The organism is Propionibacterium cyclohexanicum (genome assembly GCF_900111365.1).
Lineage (GTDB): Bacteria > Actinomycetota > Actinomycetes > Propionibacteriales > Propionibacteriaceae > Propionibacterium > Propionibacterium cyclohexanicum.
Genome location: NZ_FOGZ01000012.1, coordinates 41468 through 60288, shown reverse-complemented (window position 1 = coordinate 60288; position 18821 = coordinate 41468). Strand labels below are relative to the sequence as shown.

At 66.9% G+C, this 18821-nt stretch carries 16 protein-coding genes; 11 read left to right on the top strand and 5 right to left on the bottom strand.

The features are described 5' to 3' along the window. The first annotated feature begins 66 nt into the window (after positions 1-66). The gene (clpX, locus tag BMX93_RS07120) at positions 67-1356 is read left to right on the top strand and encodes an ATP-dependent Clp protease ATP-binding subunit ClpX (RefSeq protein ID WP_091969519.1); all 1290 of its coding nucleotides are present in this window, start codon (positions 67-69) and stop codon (positions 1354-1356) included. Between the two features lie 61 nt (positions 1357-1417). On the opposite strand, the gene BMX93_RS12730 is transcribed toward clpX, so the two are convergent. Then, the gene (locus tag BMX93_RS12730; RefSeq protein ID WP_143052843.1) at positions 1418-1726 is read right to left on the bottom strand and encodes a hypothetical protein; all 309 of its coding nucleotides are present in this window, start codon (positions 1724-1726) and stop codon (positions 1418-1420) included. A gap of 88 nt (positions 1727-1814) precedes the next feature. Between BMX93_RS12730 and thrC the strand changes: the two genes are divergently transcribed. From thrC to BMX93_RS07095, 4 genes are all read left to right on the top strand, one after another. Further along, positions 1815-3293: a threonine synthase gene (gene thrC / locus BMX93_RS07110; protein ID WP_091969514.1), complete on the top strand. Its 1479-nt coding sequence runs from the start codon at positions 1815-1817 to the stop codon at positions 3291-3293. Then, positions 3290-4411 (top strand): 6-phosphofructokinase, encoded by a 1122-nt coding sequence (locus BMX93_RS07105; protein WP_091969512.1) that lies wholly within the window; start codon positions 3290-3292, stop codon positions 4409-4411. The genes thrC and BMX93_RS07105 overlap by 4 nt, the downstream gene beginning before the upstream one ends. 7 nt (positions 4412-4418) lie before the next feature. Then, the gene (locus BMX93_RS07100; protein WP_177170109.1) at positions 4419-5159 is read left to right on the top strand and encodes an HAD family hydrolase; all 741 of its coding nucleotides are present in this window, start codon (positions 4419-4421) and stop codon (positions 5157-5159) included. 117 nt (positions 5160-5276) lie between these two features. Beyond that, positions 5277-5855 carry a P-loop NTPase family protein gene (locus BMX93_RS07095; protein ID WP_091969568.1) on the top strand — a complete coding sequence of 193 codons (579 nt, stop codon included), beginning with the start codon at positions 5277-5279 and terminating at the stop codon, positions 5853-5855. Positions 5856-5913: 58 nt separating this feature from the next. Here the strand turns inward: BMX93_RS07095 and valS are convergent, their stop codons facing one another. Further along, complete coding sequence (gene valS, locus BMX93_RS07090) at positions 5914-8511, bottom strand: valine--tRNA ligase (RefSeq protein ID WP_245725777.1); 2598 nt, start codon at positions 8509-8511, stop codon at positions 5914-5916. A 52-nt stretch (positions 8512-8563) separates the two neighbouring features. Continuing rightward, positions 8564-9379 carry a DsbA family protein gene (locus tag BMX93_RS07085; protein WP_091969505.1) on the bottom strand — a complete coding sequence of 272 codons (816 nt, stop codon included), beginning with the start codon at positions 9377-9379 and terminating at the stop codon, positions 8564-8566. Positions 9380-9571: 192 nt separating this feature from the next. On the opposite strand from BMX93_RS07085, the gene BMX93_RS07080 reads away from it, so the two are divergent. From BMX93_RS07080 to BMX93_RS07065, 4 genes are all read left to right on the top strand, one after another. Beyond that, the gene (locus tag BMX93_RS07080; protein ID WP_245725776.1) at positions 9572-11026 is read left to right on the top strand and encodes a bifunctional folylpolyglutamate synthase/dihydrofolate synthase; all 1455 of its coding nucleotides are present in this window, start codon (positions 9572-9574) and stop codon (positions 11024-11026) included. A gap of 89 nt (positions 11027-11115) precedes the next feature. After that, positions 11116-11532 carry a nucleoside-diphosphate kinase gene (ndk, locus tag BMX93_RS07075; RefSeq protein ID WP_091969503.1) on the top strand — a complete coding sequence of 139 codons (417 nt, stop codon included), beginning with the start codon at positions 11116-11118 and terminating at the stop codon, positions 11530-11532. Between the two features lie 191 nt (positions 11533-11723). Further along, a complete protein-coding gene (locus BMX93_RS07070) occupies positions 11724-12983 on the top strand; it encodes a CPBP family intramembrane glutamic endopeptidase (RefSeq protein WP_177170108.1) in 1260 nt (419 codons plus the stop codon). After that, positions 12980-14923 (top strand): TIGR03960 family B12-binding radical SAM protein, encoded by a 1944-nt coding sequence (locus BMX93_RS07065; protein WP_091969499.1) that lies wholly within the window; start codon positions 12980-12982, stop codon positions 14921-14923. The genes BMX93_RS07070 and BMX93_RS07065 overlap by 4 nt, the downstream gene beginning before the upstream one ends. A 28-nt stretch (positions 14924-14951) precedes the next feature. Here the strand turns inward: BMX93_RS07065 and BMX93_RS07060 are convergent, their stop codons facing one another. Continuing rightward, positions 14952-16046 (bottom strand): calcium:cation antiporter, encoded by a 1095-nt coding sequence (locus BMX93_RS07060; protein ID WP_342735561.1) that lies wholly within the window; start codon positions 16044-16046, stop codon positions 14952-14954. Next, on the bottom strand, positions 16043-17272 hold the full coding sequence (locus tag BMX93_RS07055; protein WP_091969484.1) for a TerC family protein: 1230 nt from the start codon (positions 17270-17272) through the stop codon (positions 16043-16045). Before BMX93_RS07055 ends, BMX93_RS07060 begins: the two co-directional genes overlap by 4 nt. Before the next feature lie 102 nt (positions 17273-17374). Between BMX93_RS07055 and BMX93_RS07050 the strand changes: the two genes are divergently transcribed. After that, the gene (locus tag BMX93_RS07050) at positions 17375-17851 is read left to right on the top strand and encodes a MarR family winged helix-turn-helix transcriptional regulator (RefSeq protein ID WP_091969482.1); all 477 of its coding nucleotides are present in this window, start codon (positions 17375-17377) and stop codon (positions 17849-17851) included. Between the two features lie 9 nt (positions 17852-17860). Beyond that, positions 17861-18679, top strand: coding sequence for a TIGR03936 family radical SAM-associated protein (locus BMX93_RS07045; RefSeq protein WP_091969479.1), 819 nt, complete (start codon positions 17861-17863; stop codon positions 18677-18679). Positions 18680-18821 lie beyond the last annotated feature (142 nt).

Below are 18821 nucleotides of genomic sequence, written 5' to 3'. Positions count from 1 at the left end.
GGTGCGTGGGACACGGGTTGCGCGCGCCCAGCCGGGTTAGGCTGGTGAGAAGGAAAGGGGGCGGAGATGCCACGCATAGGGGAGAGCGGCGACCTGTTCAAGTGCTCATTCTGCGGGAAGAGTCAAAAGCAGGTGAAGAAGCTCATCGCGGGCCCGGGGGTCTACATCTGCGACGAGTGCATTGATCTGTGCAACGAGATCATCGAAGAAGAGTTCTCGGAGGGATCTGACGCCGATGCGCCCAGCGAGCTGCCCAAGCCCAGGGAGATCCAGAGCTTCCTCGACAGCTACATCATCGGTCAGGAGACCGCGAAGAAGACGCTGGCAGTTGCCGTCTACAACCACTACAAGCGGGTGCAGGCCCGCACGGAGGCCAATGCCAAGCGCGACGACGACATCGAGCTCGGCAAGTCCAACATCCTGCTCATCGGCCCGACCGGCTGTGGCAAGACTTATCTGGCGCAGACCCTGGCAAAGATGCTCAAGGTGCCCTTTGCCATGGCCGATGCCACCGCGCTCACCGAGGCCGGATATGTCGGCGAGGATGTCGAGAACATCCTGCTCAAACTCATCCAGGCCGCTGACTACGACGTCAAGCGGGCCGAATCGGGGATCATCTACATCGACGAGATCGACAAGGTTGCCCGCAAGTCCGAGAACCCGTCGATCACCCGCGACGTCTCCGGTGAGGGTGTCCAGCAGGCATTGCTGAAGATCCTCGAGGGAACGGTCGCCTCCGTGCCCCCCCAGGGTGGTCGCAAGCATCCTCACCAGGAGTTCATCCAGATCGACACCACGAACATCTTGTTCATCGTGGGTGGTGCGTTCTCTGGCCTCGAGGACATCATCGCTGAACGTGCGGGACGGCACTCGCTCGGATTCACCACCGACAGCTCCCCTCGTGGGACCGGCCATGAGGTGAGCGATCTCGACCCGTTCGCCGGGGTGCGTCCCGAAGATCTCCACAAGTTCGGGCTCATCCCGGAGTTCATCGGGCGCGTGCCGGTGGTGGCCACGGTGCCGAAGCTCGATGAGCCGGCGCTGAGACGTATTCTCACCGAGCCGCGCAATGCGCTTGTCCGGCAGTTCGCGAAGCTCTTCGAACTCGACGGGGTCTCGTTGGAGTTCACTCCCGAGGCGGTGCGGGCGATCGCCGAGCGGGCCCTCAATCGCGGCACCGGCGCCCGCGGGCTGCGCGCCATCCTTGAGGAGACCCTGCTCAACGTGATGTTCGAGGTGCCCAGCCGCGATGACATCGCCCAGGTGATCGTCACCCCCGAGCTGGTCGAGGGCCAGGAGGCTCCGATCATGGTGACGCGCGCCGAGATCGCCGAGCGCCGCAAGCTCTCGGCCTGAGAGCCACCGCCCGGGAGTGCCCAGGCGAGGGGATCTGGCGATCGCGCCGGTGGCCCGGCGTTCAGGGCACCTGGAGCCATGCCTGGCCGGCGCGGCGCAGCACCACGGGTTCGGACAGCTGCGCCACGGCACCCAGGGAGTTGCCCAGCTGCCGGGCACAGGCTCGGGCGCGGGCATCCTCGTCGGCGTCATGGGAGCCGGCGATGGTGAATCGGACGGTGATGACCGGGCGCTTCTGCTGCACATCCAGACGCACGTCGTCGCAGTGGGCTTGTGGAGGAACTGCACGCCTGGCGGCCGGGAGCACTTCGTCGGGGCGGTGACCCGGTCGAAGTGCCGAGACGGCGAAGCGCGCCCGAAACGATGGCATGGGCCCATTCTCGCCATATCGCCGCACAGCCCGAGCATGATCTCTCGCGGGGTTTTCGGCCCGTGGCCCGGCCCTGTAGCCTGAGAGGGTGCGCTACACCTCGACCCGTTCAGGGTCTGCCACCGGCGCGGAGTCCTTCTGTGAGATCTTGTTGCAGGGGCTTGCTCCTGACGGCGGGCTCTACCTTCCGGTGAGCTATCCGCAGCTCAGTTCCCAGATGCTCGAGGACTGGCGGGCCGTGCTCGAGCAGGAGGGCTATGCGGCGCTTGCTGCCCGTGTGCTCGAGCTGTTCATCGACGACATCTCCCCTGACGAGTTGCGCCGGATCTGCGAGCGGGCCTACACCCCCGAGAAGTTCGGTGATCCCCAGATCGTGCCGGTCACCCGGATCGGCGAGGGGCAGATGTGGCTGGGTCACCTGTCGAACGGTCCCACGGCGGCATTCAAGGACATGGCGATGCAGCTGCTCGGGGAGTTGTTCGAGTACGAGCTGACCCGCCGCGACAGCTGGCTGACCATCCTCGGCGCGACGAGCGGTGACACCGGGAGCTCTGCGGAATACGCGCTGCGCGGGCGCGACCGGCTCTGTGTCGTGATGCTCACCCCCGCCGGGCGGATGACGCCCTTCCAGCAGGCCCAGATGTTCGGGCTGGACGATCCGAACATCGTCAACGTCGAGGTGGACGGCGTCTTCGACGACTGTCAGGATCTCGTGAAAGCCATCAATGCCGATGCCGAGTTCAAGCAGCGCTGGCACATCGGCGCGGTGAACTCGATCAACTGGGCCCGGCTCGTCGCCCAGGTCGTCTACTACGTCGCCTGCTGGCTGCGCGTCACGACGGGCCCTGGCCAGCAGGTGAGCTTCGCGGTACCGACCGGAAACTTCGGCAACATCTGCGCAGGCCACATCGCCCGCTCGATGGGTCTGCCGATCCGTCATCTCGTGCTCGCCACCAACGAGAACGACGTGCTCGACGAGTTCCTGCACACCGGTGTCTACCGGGTGCGTTCGGCGGCCCAGACGCTGGCCACCTCGAGTCCGTCGATGGACATCTCCAAGGCATCCAATGTCGAGCGGTTCATTGCTGACCTGTTCGGACGCGACGGCGCGAGGGTGCGCGAGCTGTTCGGGCAGGTGAGCACCGCCGGGCAATTCGACATCTCCAAGACCTCGCAGTTCGCCCAGATCGGGCCCGAATACGGCTTCGTCTCGGGCCATTCCCACCACGCCGACCGCCTCGCCGCCATCGGACGGCTGTGGCGAGAGCACCACATCCTCATCGATCCGCATACCGCCGATGCTGTGCACGTAGCCCGCCAGCATCTGGACGGCGAGCCGATGATCGTGCTCGAGACCGCACTTCCCGTGAAGTTCGCCACGACGATCCAGGAAGCCACCGGCGAGCTGCCACCGGTACCAGCTCGCTTCGCCGGCATCGAGGGTGCCGCGCGCCACAGCGTGCGCCTGGGCGCCGACGCCGAGGAGCTCAAGGCCCTGGTGGTGCGCCGTGCCCGTCGCCAGCCTGCAATGCACGCATCAGCGACAAGCCCAGGAGGGAACTCATGACCACACGTGTCGGGATACTCACCGCCGGCGGTGACTCCCCGGGCCTCAATGCGGCGATCCGTGGCTTCGGCAAGGCGGCCATCGGCACCTACGGCATGGAGCTCATCGGCTTCCGCGACGGGATGCGCGGGCTTGCCGAAAACCGCTACATCCCGCTCGATTCCCAGGCGCTGTCGGGCATCCTCACTGTCGGCGGCACCATTCTCGGCACGAGCCGCGACAAGGTGCACAAGATGGTCGTCGATGGTGCCGTGAAGGACATGATTCCCACCATCAAGAAGAACTACGAGAAGGACCGCCTCGATGCGCTGGTCTGTCTGGGTGGGGGAGGCACCGCCAAGAACGCCAAGCGCCTGGCGGACGCCGGCATGAACGTCATCACCTTGCCCAAGACGATCGACAACGACCTCGTGGGAACAGACCAGACCTTCGGTTTCGCCACCGCTCTTGAGATCGCCACGGAGGCCATTGACCGGCTGCACTCCACGGCGCACAGCCATCACCGCATCATCCTTACCGAGATCATGGGGCATCGGGCCGGATGGCTCGCGCTGGGCGCCGGCATCGCCGGAGGCGCCGACGTGATCCTGCTTCCCGAGGTGCCCTACAACGTGGAGTCCATCGCCGAGACCATCAAGCGTCGTCGCTCCCATGGCAGCAATTTCTCGGTCATCGCGGTTGCCGAGGGAGCACGCGACGAGCGGGACGCTGCCCAGCTGGCTGCCGCCGATGCTCTGGTGCGAGAAGCCGGCTCCCCGGAGGCGCGCGATGCCGCCAAGGCACACCGGGCGAACGTCGAGGCCTCGCACCGGGCGCACACCTTCACGCTGGCCGGTGAGCTCGAGAAGGCCACGGGGCTTGAATCGCGCGTCACGATCCTGGGCTATGTGCAGCGCGGCGGGACTCCTTCGGGACGCGATCGGATGCTGGCCACCGTGCTGGGCACGGCGGGGGCAGATTTGGTGGCCAAGGGCGTTTTCGGCGTCATGGTCGCCAGCCGCGGTGAGGGTGCTGAGCCCGTTCCCCTCGAGGAGGTGGCGGGCAAGATCCGTTATGTGCCGATCGACCATCCGTGGATCAGGGCAGCCAAAGAAGTCGGAACCGGCTTCGGGGACTGAGGTGGGCGTGCTCCTGCGCGTCCGTGCATGCGTCCTCGACATGGACGACACGGTCAACCGTACGAGTGAGGCGATGGACATCGGCTTGCGGGCCGGGGTCGAGGCGCTGTGGCCCGCGCTGTCCAGCCCCCTGCGCACCGAGGCGGTGCGCCGCTATGTCGTTGACGAGGCCGGGTGGTTCGAGCGCTTCTCGACCGGTCGCATCGGCTTCCGGGAGATGCGCCGTGGACGACTGGACGCGCTTGCAGCCGAATTGGGCACTGAGGTGGACGACTCGCAGTTCGGCTGTTTCGAACAGGTCTACCGTGACGCTTTCGAGCGCAGCTGCCGCGCCTATGAGGATGCGCTGCGTCTCATCGGGCAGGCCAGCGCGGCGGGCGTGCCGATAGCGGTGCTGTCGAACTCGGCCGAGCACATGACCCGGATGAAGGTGAACCGGCTCGGCCTTCAGGACAGTTTCGCGGCGGTCTTCTCCTGCGACCAGCTACCTGCCGGCAAGCCGGATCCGGGCGCCTACCGGGCTGTCTGCCAGACCCTGGGCTGCGATCCTGGCGAGGTGGGCTATGTGGACGACCTGTACCGCGATGCCCGGGGAGCCAGCCTGGCCGGGCTCAGCGCGATATGGGTGGACCGGCGCGCCGAGGGCCGGCGTGCCGGTGACGACGGGCAGGGATCGGTGATCCGGGTGACCAGCCTTGACGAGATCGGGCTTGAGCGCGGCCCGGCCTGCCGGGCAGAGGCTGGCTGACCCGAACAGACCCGGTGCCCAGGGGCGCCGCCGGGTGGACCGGTGCCCAGGGGCGCCGCCGGGTGGACCGGCGCCCAGGGGCGCCGTTGGGTGGACGGGCGTGCCAGAATGGGCGTCGTGCCTGCCGCCCGTGGTGACGATGTGCTGTCCGCGCGACGCATCCTGTTCTACGGCGTGAGTGGCGCGGGAAAGTCCACTGCTGCCATGAGGCTGGGCGCCCTGCTCGGTCTGCCGGTGCACCTGGTCGACGAGGAGATCGGCTGGCTGCCGGGGCGGCAGGCGCGCGACGAGGCCGACCAGCGAGAGATCGCCGCCCGGATCGTCGCTGGGGACCGGTGGATCCTCGACTCCGCCTACAGCGGCTACCGTGACGAGGTCCACTCCCGGGCGGAGCTCGTGATCGCGCTGGACTATCCGCGCTGGTTGAGCCTGGGCCGTCTGATGAGCCGCACCGTCGCCAGGGTGCGCGACGGTGTCCAGATCTGCAATGGCAACCGCGAGACCCTGGCACAGGCACTCGGCTCCGACTCGATCATCCGGTGGCACTTCCGTAGCTTCGCCCGCAAGCGGGCCCAGATGCGCGGCTGGCACGAGGCCACCGAGGGCACCCCCGTGCTCTTGCTCGGTCATCCTCGCGAATTCGATGCCCTGTGTGACCGAGCCCGCGCGATGCAGGAGATGCGGGACCGACGGTAGGGCGGCCGCGAACTGCCGCGGCGAGGCGCACGCGCCGGCGCCCTCACCACGGCGACGCTCAGTGCTTGACCCGAACCGGCGCGTCGCCCAGGGTGATGTCCGCGCCGATCTCATCGGCGCCAGGTTCCCACGCGATGTCGGCGCTGATGTGGCCCACCGCACGCAGATCTGCCTCGACGGCCCTCAGGTGGTCGAGTGCCGAGGCCGGCCCGTGGATCGTGATCGAGGTCACCGGGGTCTTCATGGAGACCTTGGCGTCCGACTTCGCGCCCCGGACCAGGATCAGTGCTGCCGCCACGTCGGTGACCAGCTCGGGGTCGCCGCCGGCGGGCAGCTCGCCGACGACCGGCCACCCGGCAGTGTGAACCGAACCCTCATGCCACCAGCTCCACACCTCCTCGGTGACGAAGGGCAGATAGGGAGCCAGCAGTCTCAGCAGCACCGACAGCGCCAGCTGGAGGCTGGCATTGGCCGATGCCGCGCCCTGGGGGCCATTGGCGCCGTAGGCGCGCTCCTTGACCAGTTCCAGGTAGTCGTCGCAGAAGCTCCAGAAGTACTCCTCGGTGACCTCGAGGGCGCTCGTGTAGTCGTAGCGGTCCAGCGCCTCGGTGGCGCGAACGATCACCGAGCGCAGGGCAGCCAGCTCGGCAAGGTCGACATCGTCCGCGATGGCCTCGGGACCGGTGGGCGCGCCCATCCCGAGCACGAACTTGCTCGCATTGAGCACCTTCATGGCCAGTCGCCGGCCCACCTTCATCTGTCGTTCGTCGAAGGGGGAGTCCATTCCGGGTCGGGCCATTGCTGCCCTCCAGCGCACCGCATCGGCACCGTACCGTTCGAGGATGTCGGTGGGCACCACGACATTGCCCTTCGACTTGCTCATCTTCTTGCGGTCGGGATCGGTGACGAAGCCCGAGATCGTGGCACGCTTCCAGGGCAGCTCGCCGAACTCGAAGTGGGCCCGCACCACCCGGCTGAACAGCCAGGTGCGGATGATGTCGTGCGCCTGGGGGGCCAGGTTCATCGGGAAGGTGAGGCCGAACAGCTCGGGATCGCGTTGCCAGCCGCAGACGATCTCGGGGCTCAGGGAGCTCGTCGCCCAGGTGTCCATCACGTCGGGGTCGGCCATGAAGCCACCGGGCACGCCGCGTTGCTCCGGGCCGAATCCAGCCGGGCAGTCCGTGCTCGGATCAACCGGCAGGGTGGCCGGATCAGCCACCAGCGGGTGCGCGTAGTCCGGCTCGCCGGCCTGGTCGAGCGGGTACCACAACGGGAAGGGGATACCGAAGAAGCGCTGGCGGCTGATCAGCCAGTCGCCGTTGAGCCCCTCCACCCAGTTCGAGTAGCGGTAACGCATGTGCTCGGGCACGAAATCGAGCTGCTCGCCTCGCTCCAGGAGGGCCCTCTTCAGCTCGTCGTCGCGTCCGCCGTTGCGGATGTACCACTGGCGCGTCGAGACGATCTCGAGAGGCTTGTCGCCCTTCTCGTAAAAGTTCGCCATGCGCTGGGTGGGCCTGGGTTCGCCGTCCATCTCACCGGTCTCGCGCAGCTTGGTGACCATCGCCTCGCGTGCCGAGAACGTCGTCTTTCCGGCAAGGTGCTCCATATACCAGGAGGCATCGGGCAGCCAGGAAGGCGGCTCGCCCAGCAGCCGGCCGTCGCGCCCGATCACCGTGCGGGTCGGCAGTCGCAGCTCACGCCACCACTGCACGTCGGTGAGATCGCCGAAGGTGCAGCACATCGCGATACCGGCACCCTTGTCCATCTCGGCTGCCGGGTGCGCCAACACCGGCACCTCGACTCCGAAGAACGGCGTCCTCACAGATGTGCCGAACAATGGCTTGTAGCGCTCGTCGTCGGGATGGGCGATGAGCGCGCAGCAGCTGACCAGAAGCTCGGGACGCGTCGTCTCGATGAACACGTCTTGCCCATCCGGGCGGTGGAAGGCGAGCCGGTGATAGGCCCCGGGGTAGTCGCGGGCCTCGAGCTCGGCCTGGGCCACTGCGGTCTGGAAGGTGACATCCCACATCGTGGGAGCCTGGCTCATGTAGGCCTCGCCCCGCTCGAGATTGTGCAGGAAGGCCAGCTGGGAGATCCGCTGGGTCTCTGCGCCGATCGTCGTGTACAGCTGCGACCAGTCCACTGACAGGCCCACCTGGCGCCACAGGTGCTCGAAGGCCTTCTCGTCGATGCGCGTCAGCTCGTGACACAGCTCCACGAAGTTGCGGCGGCTGATCGGCAGCTGCCTCTTGGGATTCGGCTTCGCCGGCGGGGTGAAGTCCGGGTCATAGGGGATGGACGGATCGCAGCGCACCCCGTAGAAGTTCTGCACCCGCCGCTCGGTGGGCAGCCCGTTGTCGTCCCATCCCATCGGGTAGAAGATCTGCTTGCCCAGCATTCGCTGGTAGCGGGCAATGACATCGGTGTGGGTGTAGCTGAAGACGTGGCCCACGTGCAGTGCACCGGAGACGGTGGGGGGCGGGGTGTCGATGCTGAACACCTGGTGGCGGGCCTGGGGCCGGCGGAAGGCGTAGACCTGCGCATCCTCCCAGGCCGCGGACCACTTCTCCTCCAGACCCTCCAGTACTGGCCTCGCGGGTACCTGCCACTCGGATGAGGGAGCAGGAACGGTGTTCGAGGCAGCTGCGAGAGTCATGGCCCACATCCTATCGAGCGGCGTGGGGGTGGATTCGCCGCTCATGGTGCGCTCAGGCGGCGGAGTTGATCACCGACATCACGTAGTCGGCGGTGGGGTTCTGCTGGCTGAACTGGACGGTCTTGCCGTTCACCACGAAGGTGGGCGTGGAGTTGTATCCGGCCTTTGCCGCAGCGTTGTCGACGCCGGTCGTGAACTCGGCCGTCTGGTTCTGGTCATAGCAGGACTGGAAGGAGGTGAGGGCGTCCCCGGTGATCCCGGCCTGCTCGGCGAAGGTGATGCGCAGCTGCTCCTGGGTATAGCCCTGTCCCTCAGTCTTCGGCTGGTTCGCGTACACCGCGTCGTGGTATTGGGAGAACTTCCCCACAGTGTCCGCGCAGCCGGCAGCCCTGGCGGCCTGGACCGAGGAGCTGTTGTTGAAATTCTGGTCGAGGAAGTAGCGCATCCGGTACTCGAGCTGGATCTTGCCGCCCCTGGCCAGTGATTCGAAGACCGGACCGTAGATCGTCTCGTACTGCTTGCAGACCGGGCACTGGAAGTCCTCGATGCTCACCAGGACCGGGGCCTGCTTGTTGGTGCCGATGGTCGCCATGATGCCGGTCTTGTCCGAAGTCGCGTTGGGCGGCACGATCTGCGTCCCGGTCGTGGTGGAGCCGGGCTTCGACGAGGAACCGCCGATGACGCCGGTGGCGCCAAGAACCACCAGGGCGACGATGGCGGCTGCGACGATCCCCGCGATGACGATGACGATCCTGCGGATGCGGCGCTGGCGGGCTGCTGCCAGCGCCTGGGCCTGCCGCAGCGCCTCGCGCCTGCTGGCAGAGACCTTGCTTCCGGTGCCGTTGTTCGGGGCCTTCTTCGAAGCCATGGCCAACCTTCCGGTTTGTGGTGTGCTGCTGCACAGCAGCATCGATCGGATTCGTCCTGTGGCGGACGATGCGGCTCGTGCATCCAGGGCGCCAGGCCCCGGCAACGTGCCGGATTCTAGTCGACCAGCTTTTCATTTCGTTTTCAACATCTTGACGAGCTCGGGTAGCGCTGCCTCGGTAGGCTTGTGCCGATGTCCACCATGCGAATTCCCGAATCCATCACCGGCTCGGCCGGTGCGCCCAGCGGGGCCCATCGCCGTATCGTCGAGCAGATCTGCAGCCGATGGCCCGAGAACCGTCCCGGACCGTCCTTGGAGCGCATCTCAGCGCTGTGCGAGCTGCTGGGTTCGCCCCAGCATGCCGCTCCGGTCATCCAGATCACGGGCACGAACGGCAAGGGGAGCACGGCCATCATCATCGACTCCCTGCTGCGCGCCATGGGCTTGCGCACCGGACGCTTCACCTCACCGCATCTGCAGGACATCAGCGAACGCATCTGCATCGACGGCCGGCCCATCAGCTCTGCCCGATTCGACGACATCTGGCATCAAATCGAACCGATGGTGGCCATGGTCGATGAGCAACAACTCGGCGGGATCGCGATGACCTTCTTCGAGGTGATGACGGGCATGGCCTTTGCCGCCTTCGCCGATGCCCCGGTCGACGTCATGGTCATGGAGGTCGGCATGGGAGGGCGCTGGGACGCCACCAATGTGGCAGACGCCTCAGTGGCGGTGGTGGGTCCGGTCGGGCTGGACCACATGGAGTACCTGGGTGACACGATCGCCCAGATCGCTGCCGAGAAGGCAGGGATCATCAAGGCGGGTTCGATCGCGGTTCTTGCGGACCAGGAGCCGCAGGCTGCCATGGTGCTCCAGGAACGCTGCCTCGAGGTGGGCGTGCCCATGGTGCGTGAAGGTGTTGACTTCGGGCTGCTCGACCGTCAGCTGGCGGTCGGCGGGCAGCTCGTGCAGATCCAGACGGCCTCGGGGCCGATCGCCGATCTGCACCTGCCGCTGTACGGAGCGCACATGGCCCACAATGCGGCGGTCTCGGTCGCCGCGGTGGAGGCGTTCCTCGGAGGCAAGGGTCTCGAACCCAAGCTCATCGAGACCGGCTTCGCCCAGGTGAAGGCCCCGGCACGTCTGGAGACCGTGCACCGCGAACCCACGGTCGTGCTCGACACCTGCCACAACCCGCAAGGTGCCCAGGCGACGATGGCCGCGCTGAGCGAGGCATTCGACATCAATCCCCTGGTGGGCGTGGTGGCGATGATGTCCGACAAGCAGGTGGACGCCGTCCTCGGCATCTTCGAGGAGTCGATGGACTCCATTGTCGTCACCAAGGTTTCGGACAGTCCCCGGGCGATGCCTGTCGACGAGCTCGCCGAGATTGCCGAGGACATCTTCGGCAGCGCGCGGGTGCACCGCGCCCAGGACGTGGCCACCGCCCTGGACGCCGCCATGAACCTTGCGCAAGCTGGCGGCGAGCGGGGCGGGGTACTCGTCGCGGGCTCGGTCTGGCTCGCGGGGCAGGCACGCGAACTGCTGGGGGTCACCGGCGACCAGCGGTCGGCAGATCCGCTGCAGTTCAGCGTCGCAGATGCGCCCGAGCCCCCGGCGGATGCCGGGCCGGGACGAAACTGACCCAACAGTGCCCCCTTGGCGTCCATTTGCCGCAATTGGGGCATCCACGGGCAGGAAAAGCACGCAGTGCCTCGGGATACAGTGGCCTCGTGTCAGATGTTCAGCGCGCACTCGTCCTCGCCAAGCCCGATGCCGTGAGGCGCCACCTCGTCGGCAGGATCATCGCCCGGTACGAGGCGAAGGGTCTCGACGTGATTGCCCTGGAATTGCGCCGGGTCAGCGTCACGCTGGCCTCCCAGCACTACGCCGAGCATGTGGAGCGTCCCTTCTACCAAAGCCTCATCGACTTCATCACCTCCGGTCCGCTCGTGGCCATGGTGATCGAGGGCGAGCACGCGATCGAGGCCGTACGCGCCATCAACGGCGCAACCGACGGCGTGAAAGCTGCCCCGGGCACCCTCCGAGGCGACTTCTGCGTGAGCAACCAGCAGAATCTCGTGCACGCCTCGGACTCGCCCGCCTCGGCAGCGCGTGAGATCGCCTTGTGGTTCCCGGACCTGCGATGACCGGAGCCCCGCCCGAGCCCTGGCCGGCCCAGCCCGGATGGCCCGCTCGACCTCATGCCGATCAGGAGGGCATCCCCCCTGCCCAAGGGCCGGGCAGCTGGGCCGCCGCGGCGCGGCCTCGTCGGCCGAGGCCCTCGCTGCCGGTGGTGGCGACGAGATATCACGGATTCTGGCGGACACCCCGTTGGGCATTGTGGAAGCCGCTACTCGGTCTCGCGATCGGAGTGGGCGGCTATTTCGCGCTCAGTCTCATCATGTCCATTGCCGCGCTCATTATCGATGCGGCCACGGGGCGCGTGGGAATCGCCGAGCACGCCGAGCAGCTCGAGCAGGGTGGCGGGCTGACCCCGAGCCTGTTCACACTCAACAATCTCTCCCTGGCGGCATGCATTCTGCTCGCTTGGGCGGTCGGCGCCTTGCACGGACAGCGTCCGGGCTGGATGAGCAGCGTGCTGGGGCGTTTCCGCTGGCGCTGGTTCTTCGGCTGCATCGGCTGGCTCGCACCGCTGTGGGTCATCATGTCCGTGGTCAGTTCGTTCCTCCCGGGCTCGGCCGGTGACGCCACGACGCTGAGGGTCACCAAGGACACCGGTGTCATGATCGCCGCCGTGCTGCTCACCACACCGCTGCAATGCGTCGGCGAGGAGTTCGGGTTCCGCGGTCTGCTCAACCGGGCGGTCGCAAGCTTCGTCCCGCAGTCGAGCAAGCTCACCTCCATCATCTCCGCGCTGCTCGGCGGAGCAGTCAGCTCGTTCGCCTTCATGCTCGCCCACAGCGCCCAGGATCCCTGGCTCAATGTCTACTACTTCTGCTTCGGGGCGACAGCCTGCTATCTGTGCTACGAGTCGGGCGGCCTGGAGGCATCGAGCGCCATGCACGTCGTCAACAATCTGTCGAGTATGCTCTTCCTGCCCTTCACCGATTTCAGCCGGATGTTCGACCGCTCGGCCGGCACCGCAAGCCCGTGGATACTCGTCCAGCTCGTCGTCGTCGCCGCAGGTGCGCTGATCATTACCTGGCGGGCCCGCCGCCGCGGCATCGTATCGAGCGCGGCACCGGCTGGGCAGCCATTCGCTGTCACCGAGCCTGCGGCGAGCCGGACAACCGAGCCTGCGGCGAGCCGGACAACCGAGCCTGCGGCGAGCCGGACAACCGAGCCTGCGGCGAGCTGGACAACCGAGCCTGCGGCGGCCCGCAGGCAGCTGGCAGACGGTGCCCCAGGAACTGGACCCGAGCCCAAGGCGGCTGTGCCCTCGGCACCCACCGGGAGGTACGCAGTGCCGCCCACGGCGCAGGACGCAGTGCCGCCCACGGCGCAGGCGGGCGTCGTTCCCGACGGTCAGCGTCCGATCTGGCAGCCCAGCGCACCACCCATGGGAACCCCCTGGGACGAGCACGGCCGCCCGGTGAACGAGGGCACCGGCCAGGATCCGCTCCGCGAGCAGCGATGAGCGGCGCGACGCGGCCGGAACCGGGTTCGCAGTTCGCTGAACTGGAGCCGCTCTTGGCGCGCGTGTCCACCCCAGTGCAGTATGTGGGCGGCGAGATCAACTCGCGTCTGCGTCCCTGGCACGAGGTCCAGGTGCATTGGGTGCTGTGCTATCCCGACGCCTACGCGGTCGGCGCGCCGAACCAGGGCCTCGCGGTGCTCTACGAGATCATCAATGAGCTGAGCTGGGCCAGTGCGGAACGCAGCTTCGCCATCTGGCCCGATCTGGCCGGCCTCATGCGCGATGCCGGCGTGCACCAATTCACGCTCGAGAGCCATCGCCCGATCGGTGGCTACGACGTCATCGGCTTCGGGCTGTCCACCGAACTCGACTTCACCAATCTCCTGGAGATCCTCGACCTGGCCGGAGTAGCGCTGCACAGCGCCGAACGCACCGAGAACGATCCGCTGGTCGTGGTGGGAGGACACTGTGCGTTCAATCCCGAACCGATCGCCGATTTCGTCGATGTCGTGGTGCTCGGTGATGGGGAGCAGGCCGCCATCGCGCTGAGCGAGCTGCTGCGCGACTGGCGGGCGGCAGGCTGTCCCGGAGGACGAGACGGCCTGCTCGATGCGCTGGCCCAGCGCGGGGACTTCTATGTGCCGCGTTTCTACGAGGTCCGGTACGGCTCGGATCACCAGATCGAAAGGGTTGCCGCCATCCGGCCCGGGCTGCCTGCCGCCGTCCGGCGCTGGGTCCTCACCGAACTCGACGAGTGGCCCTATCCCAAGGCGCCGATCGTCCCGCTGGCCGAGACGGTGCACGAGCGCTACTCGGTGGAGATCTTCCGGGGCTGCAGCCGCGGATGCCGGTTCTGCCAGGCCGGCATGATCACGCGTCCGGTCCGAGAACGCTCGCTCGACACGATCCGCTCGATGGTCGATGCAGGGCGGTCTGCCACCGGGCTGGCTGAGGTAGGCCTGCTCAGCCTGTCGAGCGCTGACCACAGCCAGATCGGGCCGCTGGCCAGTACGTTGGCACAGGATCTGGACGGGAGCAATGTCTCGCTCAGTATCCCCAGCACCAGGGTGGACGCCTTCAGCGTCGAGCTGGCCCGCGAACTGTCCCGCAATGGACGTCGCAGTGGCCTGACGATCGCCCCGGAGGCCGGCAGTGAACGGCTGCGCGCCGTGATCAACAAGAACATCACGGAGCAGGACCTCATGGCGACGGTCTCGGCCGCCTTCGGACAGGGCTGGCGCTCGGTCAAGATGTACTTCATGTGCGGCCTGCCCACCGAGACCGATGACGATGTGCTCGCCATCGGCGAGCTGGCCAAACGCGTCGTGCGCACCGGTCGCCAGATCAGCGGCAGCCGCGACATCCGCTGCACGGTCAGCATCGGTGGTTTCGTGCCGAAGGCGCACACTCCCTTCCAGTGGGCCGGCCAGGCGCCCGCCGATCTCGTCGACCACCGGATCGGCCTCCTGCGCGACTGCGTGCGGAGCGATCCCACATGTCGCCATGCCATCGCCGTGCGTTACGCGGACGGTGGTCCGGGCGTGATCGAGGGCCTGCTGGCGCGCGGCGATCGTCGGGTGGGCCGGGTCGTCGAGGCTGCCTGGCGGGCCGGTGCCCGCTTCGACGCCTGGAGCGAGTACTTCGACCAGGATCGCTGGATGCAATGCGCCGCTCATGAACTCGGCGCCCAGGGCGTCGACGTCGAGTGGTACACCACCCGGGCCCGCACGCAGTTCGAGGTGCTGCCATGGGACCATCTGGACGCCGGGTTGGACCGAGGTTGGCTGTGGGACGAGTACCGCGCCGCCCAGTCAGCCACCCAGCTGGCGGACTGCCGATGGGACGAGTGCTCCGACTGCGGCGTATGCCCCCACCTGGGAGTCGACATCGGGCTGGCCAGCTCCGCCGGCTCACTGCCCTTGAGCGCCGTCCGGCGCTGATCGTCCGGGCGGCGTCCGTGCGGTCAGGTCAGGGGTTGGCTGCCAGGAAGATGAATGCCGAGAGCATGACGAGGTGCACCCCACCCTGGAGCCGGGTGGCACGCCCGGGCAGGACGGTGAGGATGGCGATGACGATCGAGAGGCACAGGAGCACGATCTGCAGGGGGCTGAGTCCTAGCTGGAGCTCGCCCGGGAACCAGATCATCGCCACGGCAAGGGTGGGGATCGTCAGGCCGAGGCTGGCGGTGGCCGAGCCGAGCGCCAGGTTGAGGCTCACCTGCAGACGGTCGTTGCGGGCCGCCCTGATCGCGGCCAGCGTCTCGGGAGCGAGCACCATGAAGGCGATGATGACGCCTACGAAGCTGTTGGGCAGTCCGACCGCGGTGACTCCGAGCTCGATCGTGTGGGAGAGCAGCTTGGCCAGCCCCACCACGCTGATGAGGCCGATGAGCAGCAGCACAAGGCTCTTGATGGTGGAGCGCAGTGTCGGATTGTGGTTGGCCGGGGTTGTGTGGATCGTCCGTCCCTTCATGTCCACCGGAAGGAAGAAGCTGCGGTGGCGGCCCGTCTGGGCCGAGACGAACATGGCGTACAGGACCAGCGAGGAGATGCCGGCGAAGGCGAGCTGACTCGGCGTGAAGACCGGGTTCGGGTTGCTCACCGTATAGCTGGGCAGCACGAGGCAGATTCCCGACAAGGCCGCCACGGTGGCCAGTGCCCCGGTGCTGCCCCGGGCACTGAACCGGGCGATGCCGTCGGTGCTGGAACTGATGACCAGGCATATGCCGATGATGCCGTTGACGGTGATCATCACAGCCGCGAAGACCGTGTCGCGCGCCAGCGTCTCCGAGCTGTTGCCCCCGGCCATGAGGGTGAGGATGAGCCCCACCTCGATCACTGTCACCGCCACGGCGAGCACCAGTGACCCGAATGGTTCGCCCACCTTCTCGGCGACCACCTCGGCGTGATGGACGGCGGAGAGTACCGCGGCGACCAGTAGCGCGAACAGCAGGATCGACACGAAGGTCGGCGGATGCCAGTTCCAGGTGATGAGCAGCGCGACGAAGGCGACGAGGGGTGCGACATTCGTCCAGCGGATCTGTCGCAGGACGAGTGCGCTCACGATCGGCCTCCCGTACTGTCGAGAACGCCCGAGCCTCCGGCGCCACGCCATTGGGCATGCATGGAGTGGGCCAGGTCGACCGAGGCCATCAACTCGGTCTCAGTATGCAGCGTGGCGCGATATTTCGGGGCCAGCGCGTCCACCTTCGCGATCGCCGAGACCAGGTGCTCATAGATCTGCTCACGCTTTTCCGGATCGGACTCGTAGTCGAGGTCGAGGTATTGCGCGGTGAGGTGACGCATTCCGGTGATCGCTGCCTGCGCCTTGCCGGCCGGACTGAGCAGGGACGCGACGACGGTGACGGCCAGCACGGCGACGATCACTGCCAGGGAGAAGAAGGTGCTGACCTCCACCACATGCACCGGCTCCCCGTCGTTGATGAAGGGCACCGTGTTCTCGTGAAGGGCGTGGAGGATGAGTTTCACGCCGATGAATCCGAGGATCGCGGCAAGCCCGTAGGACAGATAGATGAGCCGGTCCAGCAGGCCGTCGATGAGGAAGAACAGCTGGCGCAATCCCATGAGCGAGAAGGCCGTGGCCGTGAACACGATGAAGATGCTCTGGGTCAGGCCGAAGATGGCGGGAATCGAGTCGAGCGCGAACAGGATGTCGGTGCCACCGATGGCGGCCATCACGAGCACCATCGGGGTCATCATCCGGCGCGTGCCCACTGTCGTGACCAGCCTGTCCTCGTCGTAGTGCTCGGAGGTGTGCAAGACGCGCCGCGCCAGGCGGATCATGATGTTGTCGGCCTCGTCCCCGTGGTGTTCCTCGTCCTCGGGCTTGATGGTGTGACCGGCGGTGAGGAGCAGCACAAGCCCGAAGAAGTAGAAGACCCACGAGAAGCGATTGATCAACGCCGCTCCGACGAGGATGAATCCGCTGCGCGCGATGAGGGAGAAGACGATGCCGAACAGGAGCACCTTCTGCTGGGCTGCTCGTGGCACCTTGAAGCTCGTCATGATGATGAGGAAGACAAATAGGTTGTCGACGCTCAGTGCCTTCTCGGTGATGTATCCCGCGAAGTACTCCCCACCCATGTCGGTGCCGCCGAAGATCGTGACGAGCACGCCGAACAGCAGGGCCAGGCCCACATAGATGCCGGACCAGATCGCGGCTTCCCTGAGCCCGGGAGAGTGGGCCTTGCGTACGTGGGCGAAGTAATCGAAGGCCAGGAGTCCGATGATGACGGCGAGGGTCACGATCCAGACGAGAGGTGGGACCACAGGGGGAGCCTTTCGGAGTGGACAGCGGTGCGGAATACTTCGATACTACAAACCATTCAATACCCTCGACATGATGTGGTCCAAGAAGCCACGGGAGGTTGCATGCCGGAATCGCAGCAGGTGCATGGTCGCGCCATGGAGTTGGCCCGCATGCTGACCCGACCCGCCACCCGCAGCTGGCTCCAGGGCGGACGTCATCGGGAATTCTCCGTGGCCGATATGTGGCTGCTGCTGCATCTGCTCGAGACTGGACCGCTCGCGATGAGCGATCTGGCCCACTGGCAGCAGGTCAACAGATCGACGATGAGTGTCCAGGTCTTCCACCTGGAGAGCCGAGGGCTGCTCGTGCGCACCCCGGATCCCGGCGACCACCGCGTCGTGGTGGTTCATCTCACGGCGGAAGGCAGGGCGGCTGCCCGCGAGATGGCGGACTCGATGGGCCGCTCCTTCGGTGCGGCGATGAGCCGGTGGACGCCCGCCGAGATCACCGCGCTGGAGGATCTGCTCAGTCGGCTCATCGGCGATCTGGATGCCGCCCGGGCCCGAGGCGGCGCGCCCGGGGAGGGGTCGACGCCCTAGCATCGGGATATGACCGGGCGCGAACCACCCCGCCAGCCGCCGGCAGTGCAGCATCTGCGGCTGTGCTATTCGAAGCTGGGCCCGGCCCGGTTCGCCAGTCCTCGTGATTTCGCCCGCGCTTTCGAGCGGGCGCTGCGCCGTGCCGGAGTGCCGATGGCCTATTCGTCGGGATTCTCGCCACACCCGAGGATCAGCTATGCCAATCCCGCCCCGACTTCGGCACAGTCCTTTGCCGAATACCTCGACATCGCGCTGGCCGAGCCCAGTGATCCGCGGGAGATCGCCGCGCGGCTCGACGAAGCACTCCCGCAGGGTTTCCGGATCAGCCACATCGTGGAGACTCGGCGCCCGAAGCTTGCCGAGCTGCTGGAGGCCTCCCGGTGGTGGATCGCACTGGGCGATCTCGACGAGGCTCTGCTTCGTGCCGCAGTCGCCCGTCTGCTGGACGCGCCCGCGGTGCGGGCCCAGCGGGTCGGGCGGTCCGGCGGGCGCGTCGTGGACGTACGCCCGGCAATCCTCGCGATGTCGGTGAACCAATGGCCCGCACAGTGGACATCGGCTCCTCAGGGGCCTGCGGTGGCGGTGACTCTTCGCCATCTCGTGCCCCTGGTGCGTCCCGACGACATCGTGGCAGCGCTGCGGGTGCTCTGTCCGGGGCTGGGCGGCGACCATCCGGGTCTGTTCACCCGTGAATCTCAGGGACCGCTGGCCGGTGACGGGGTCATAGCCGATCCGCTCGCCGATCCGCGCGCTGACTGTGCAACGCTGGCTCCTGATGGCCCCGAGATGTCCGATACCTCCGGGACCTGTCGCACCCGCGGAATCTAGGTCCACGCCGCGCGAATCGCCCTGCCTCGGCGCGTGAGGCGCGAGCGGACCCGCAGTGCTGTGTCATACTTGCCAGTGGGTAAGGACCTTCATCCGGGGTCCGAACTCGCAGAACCTTGGTGTCCTCACCGCGACGAGAAAT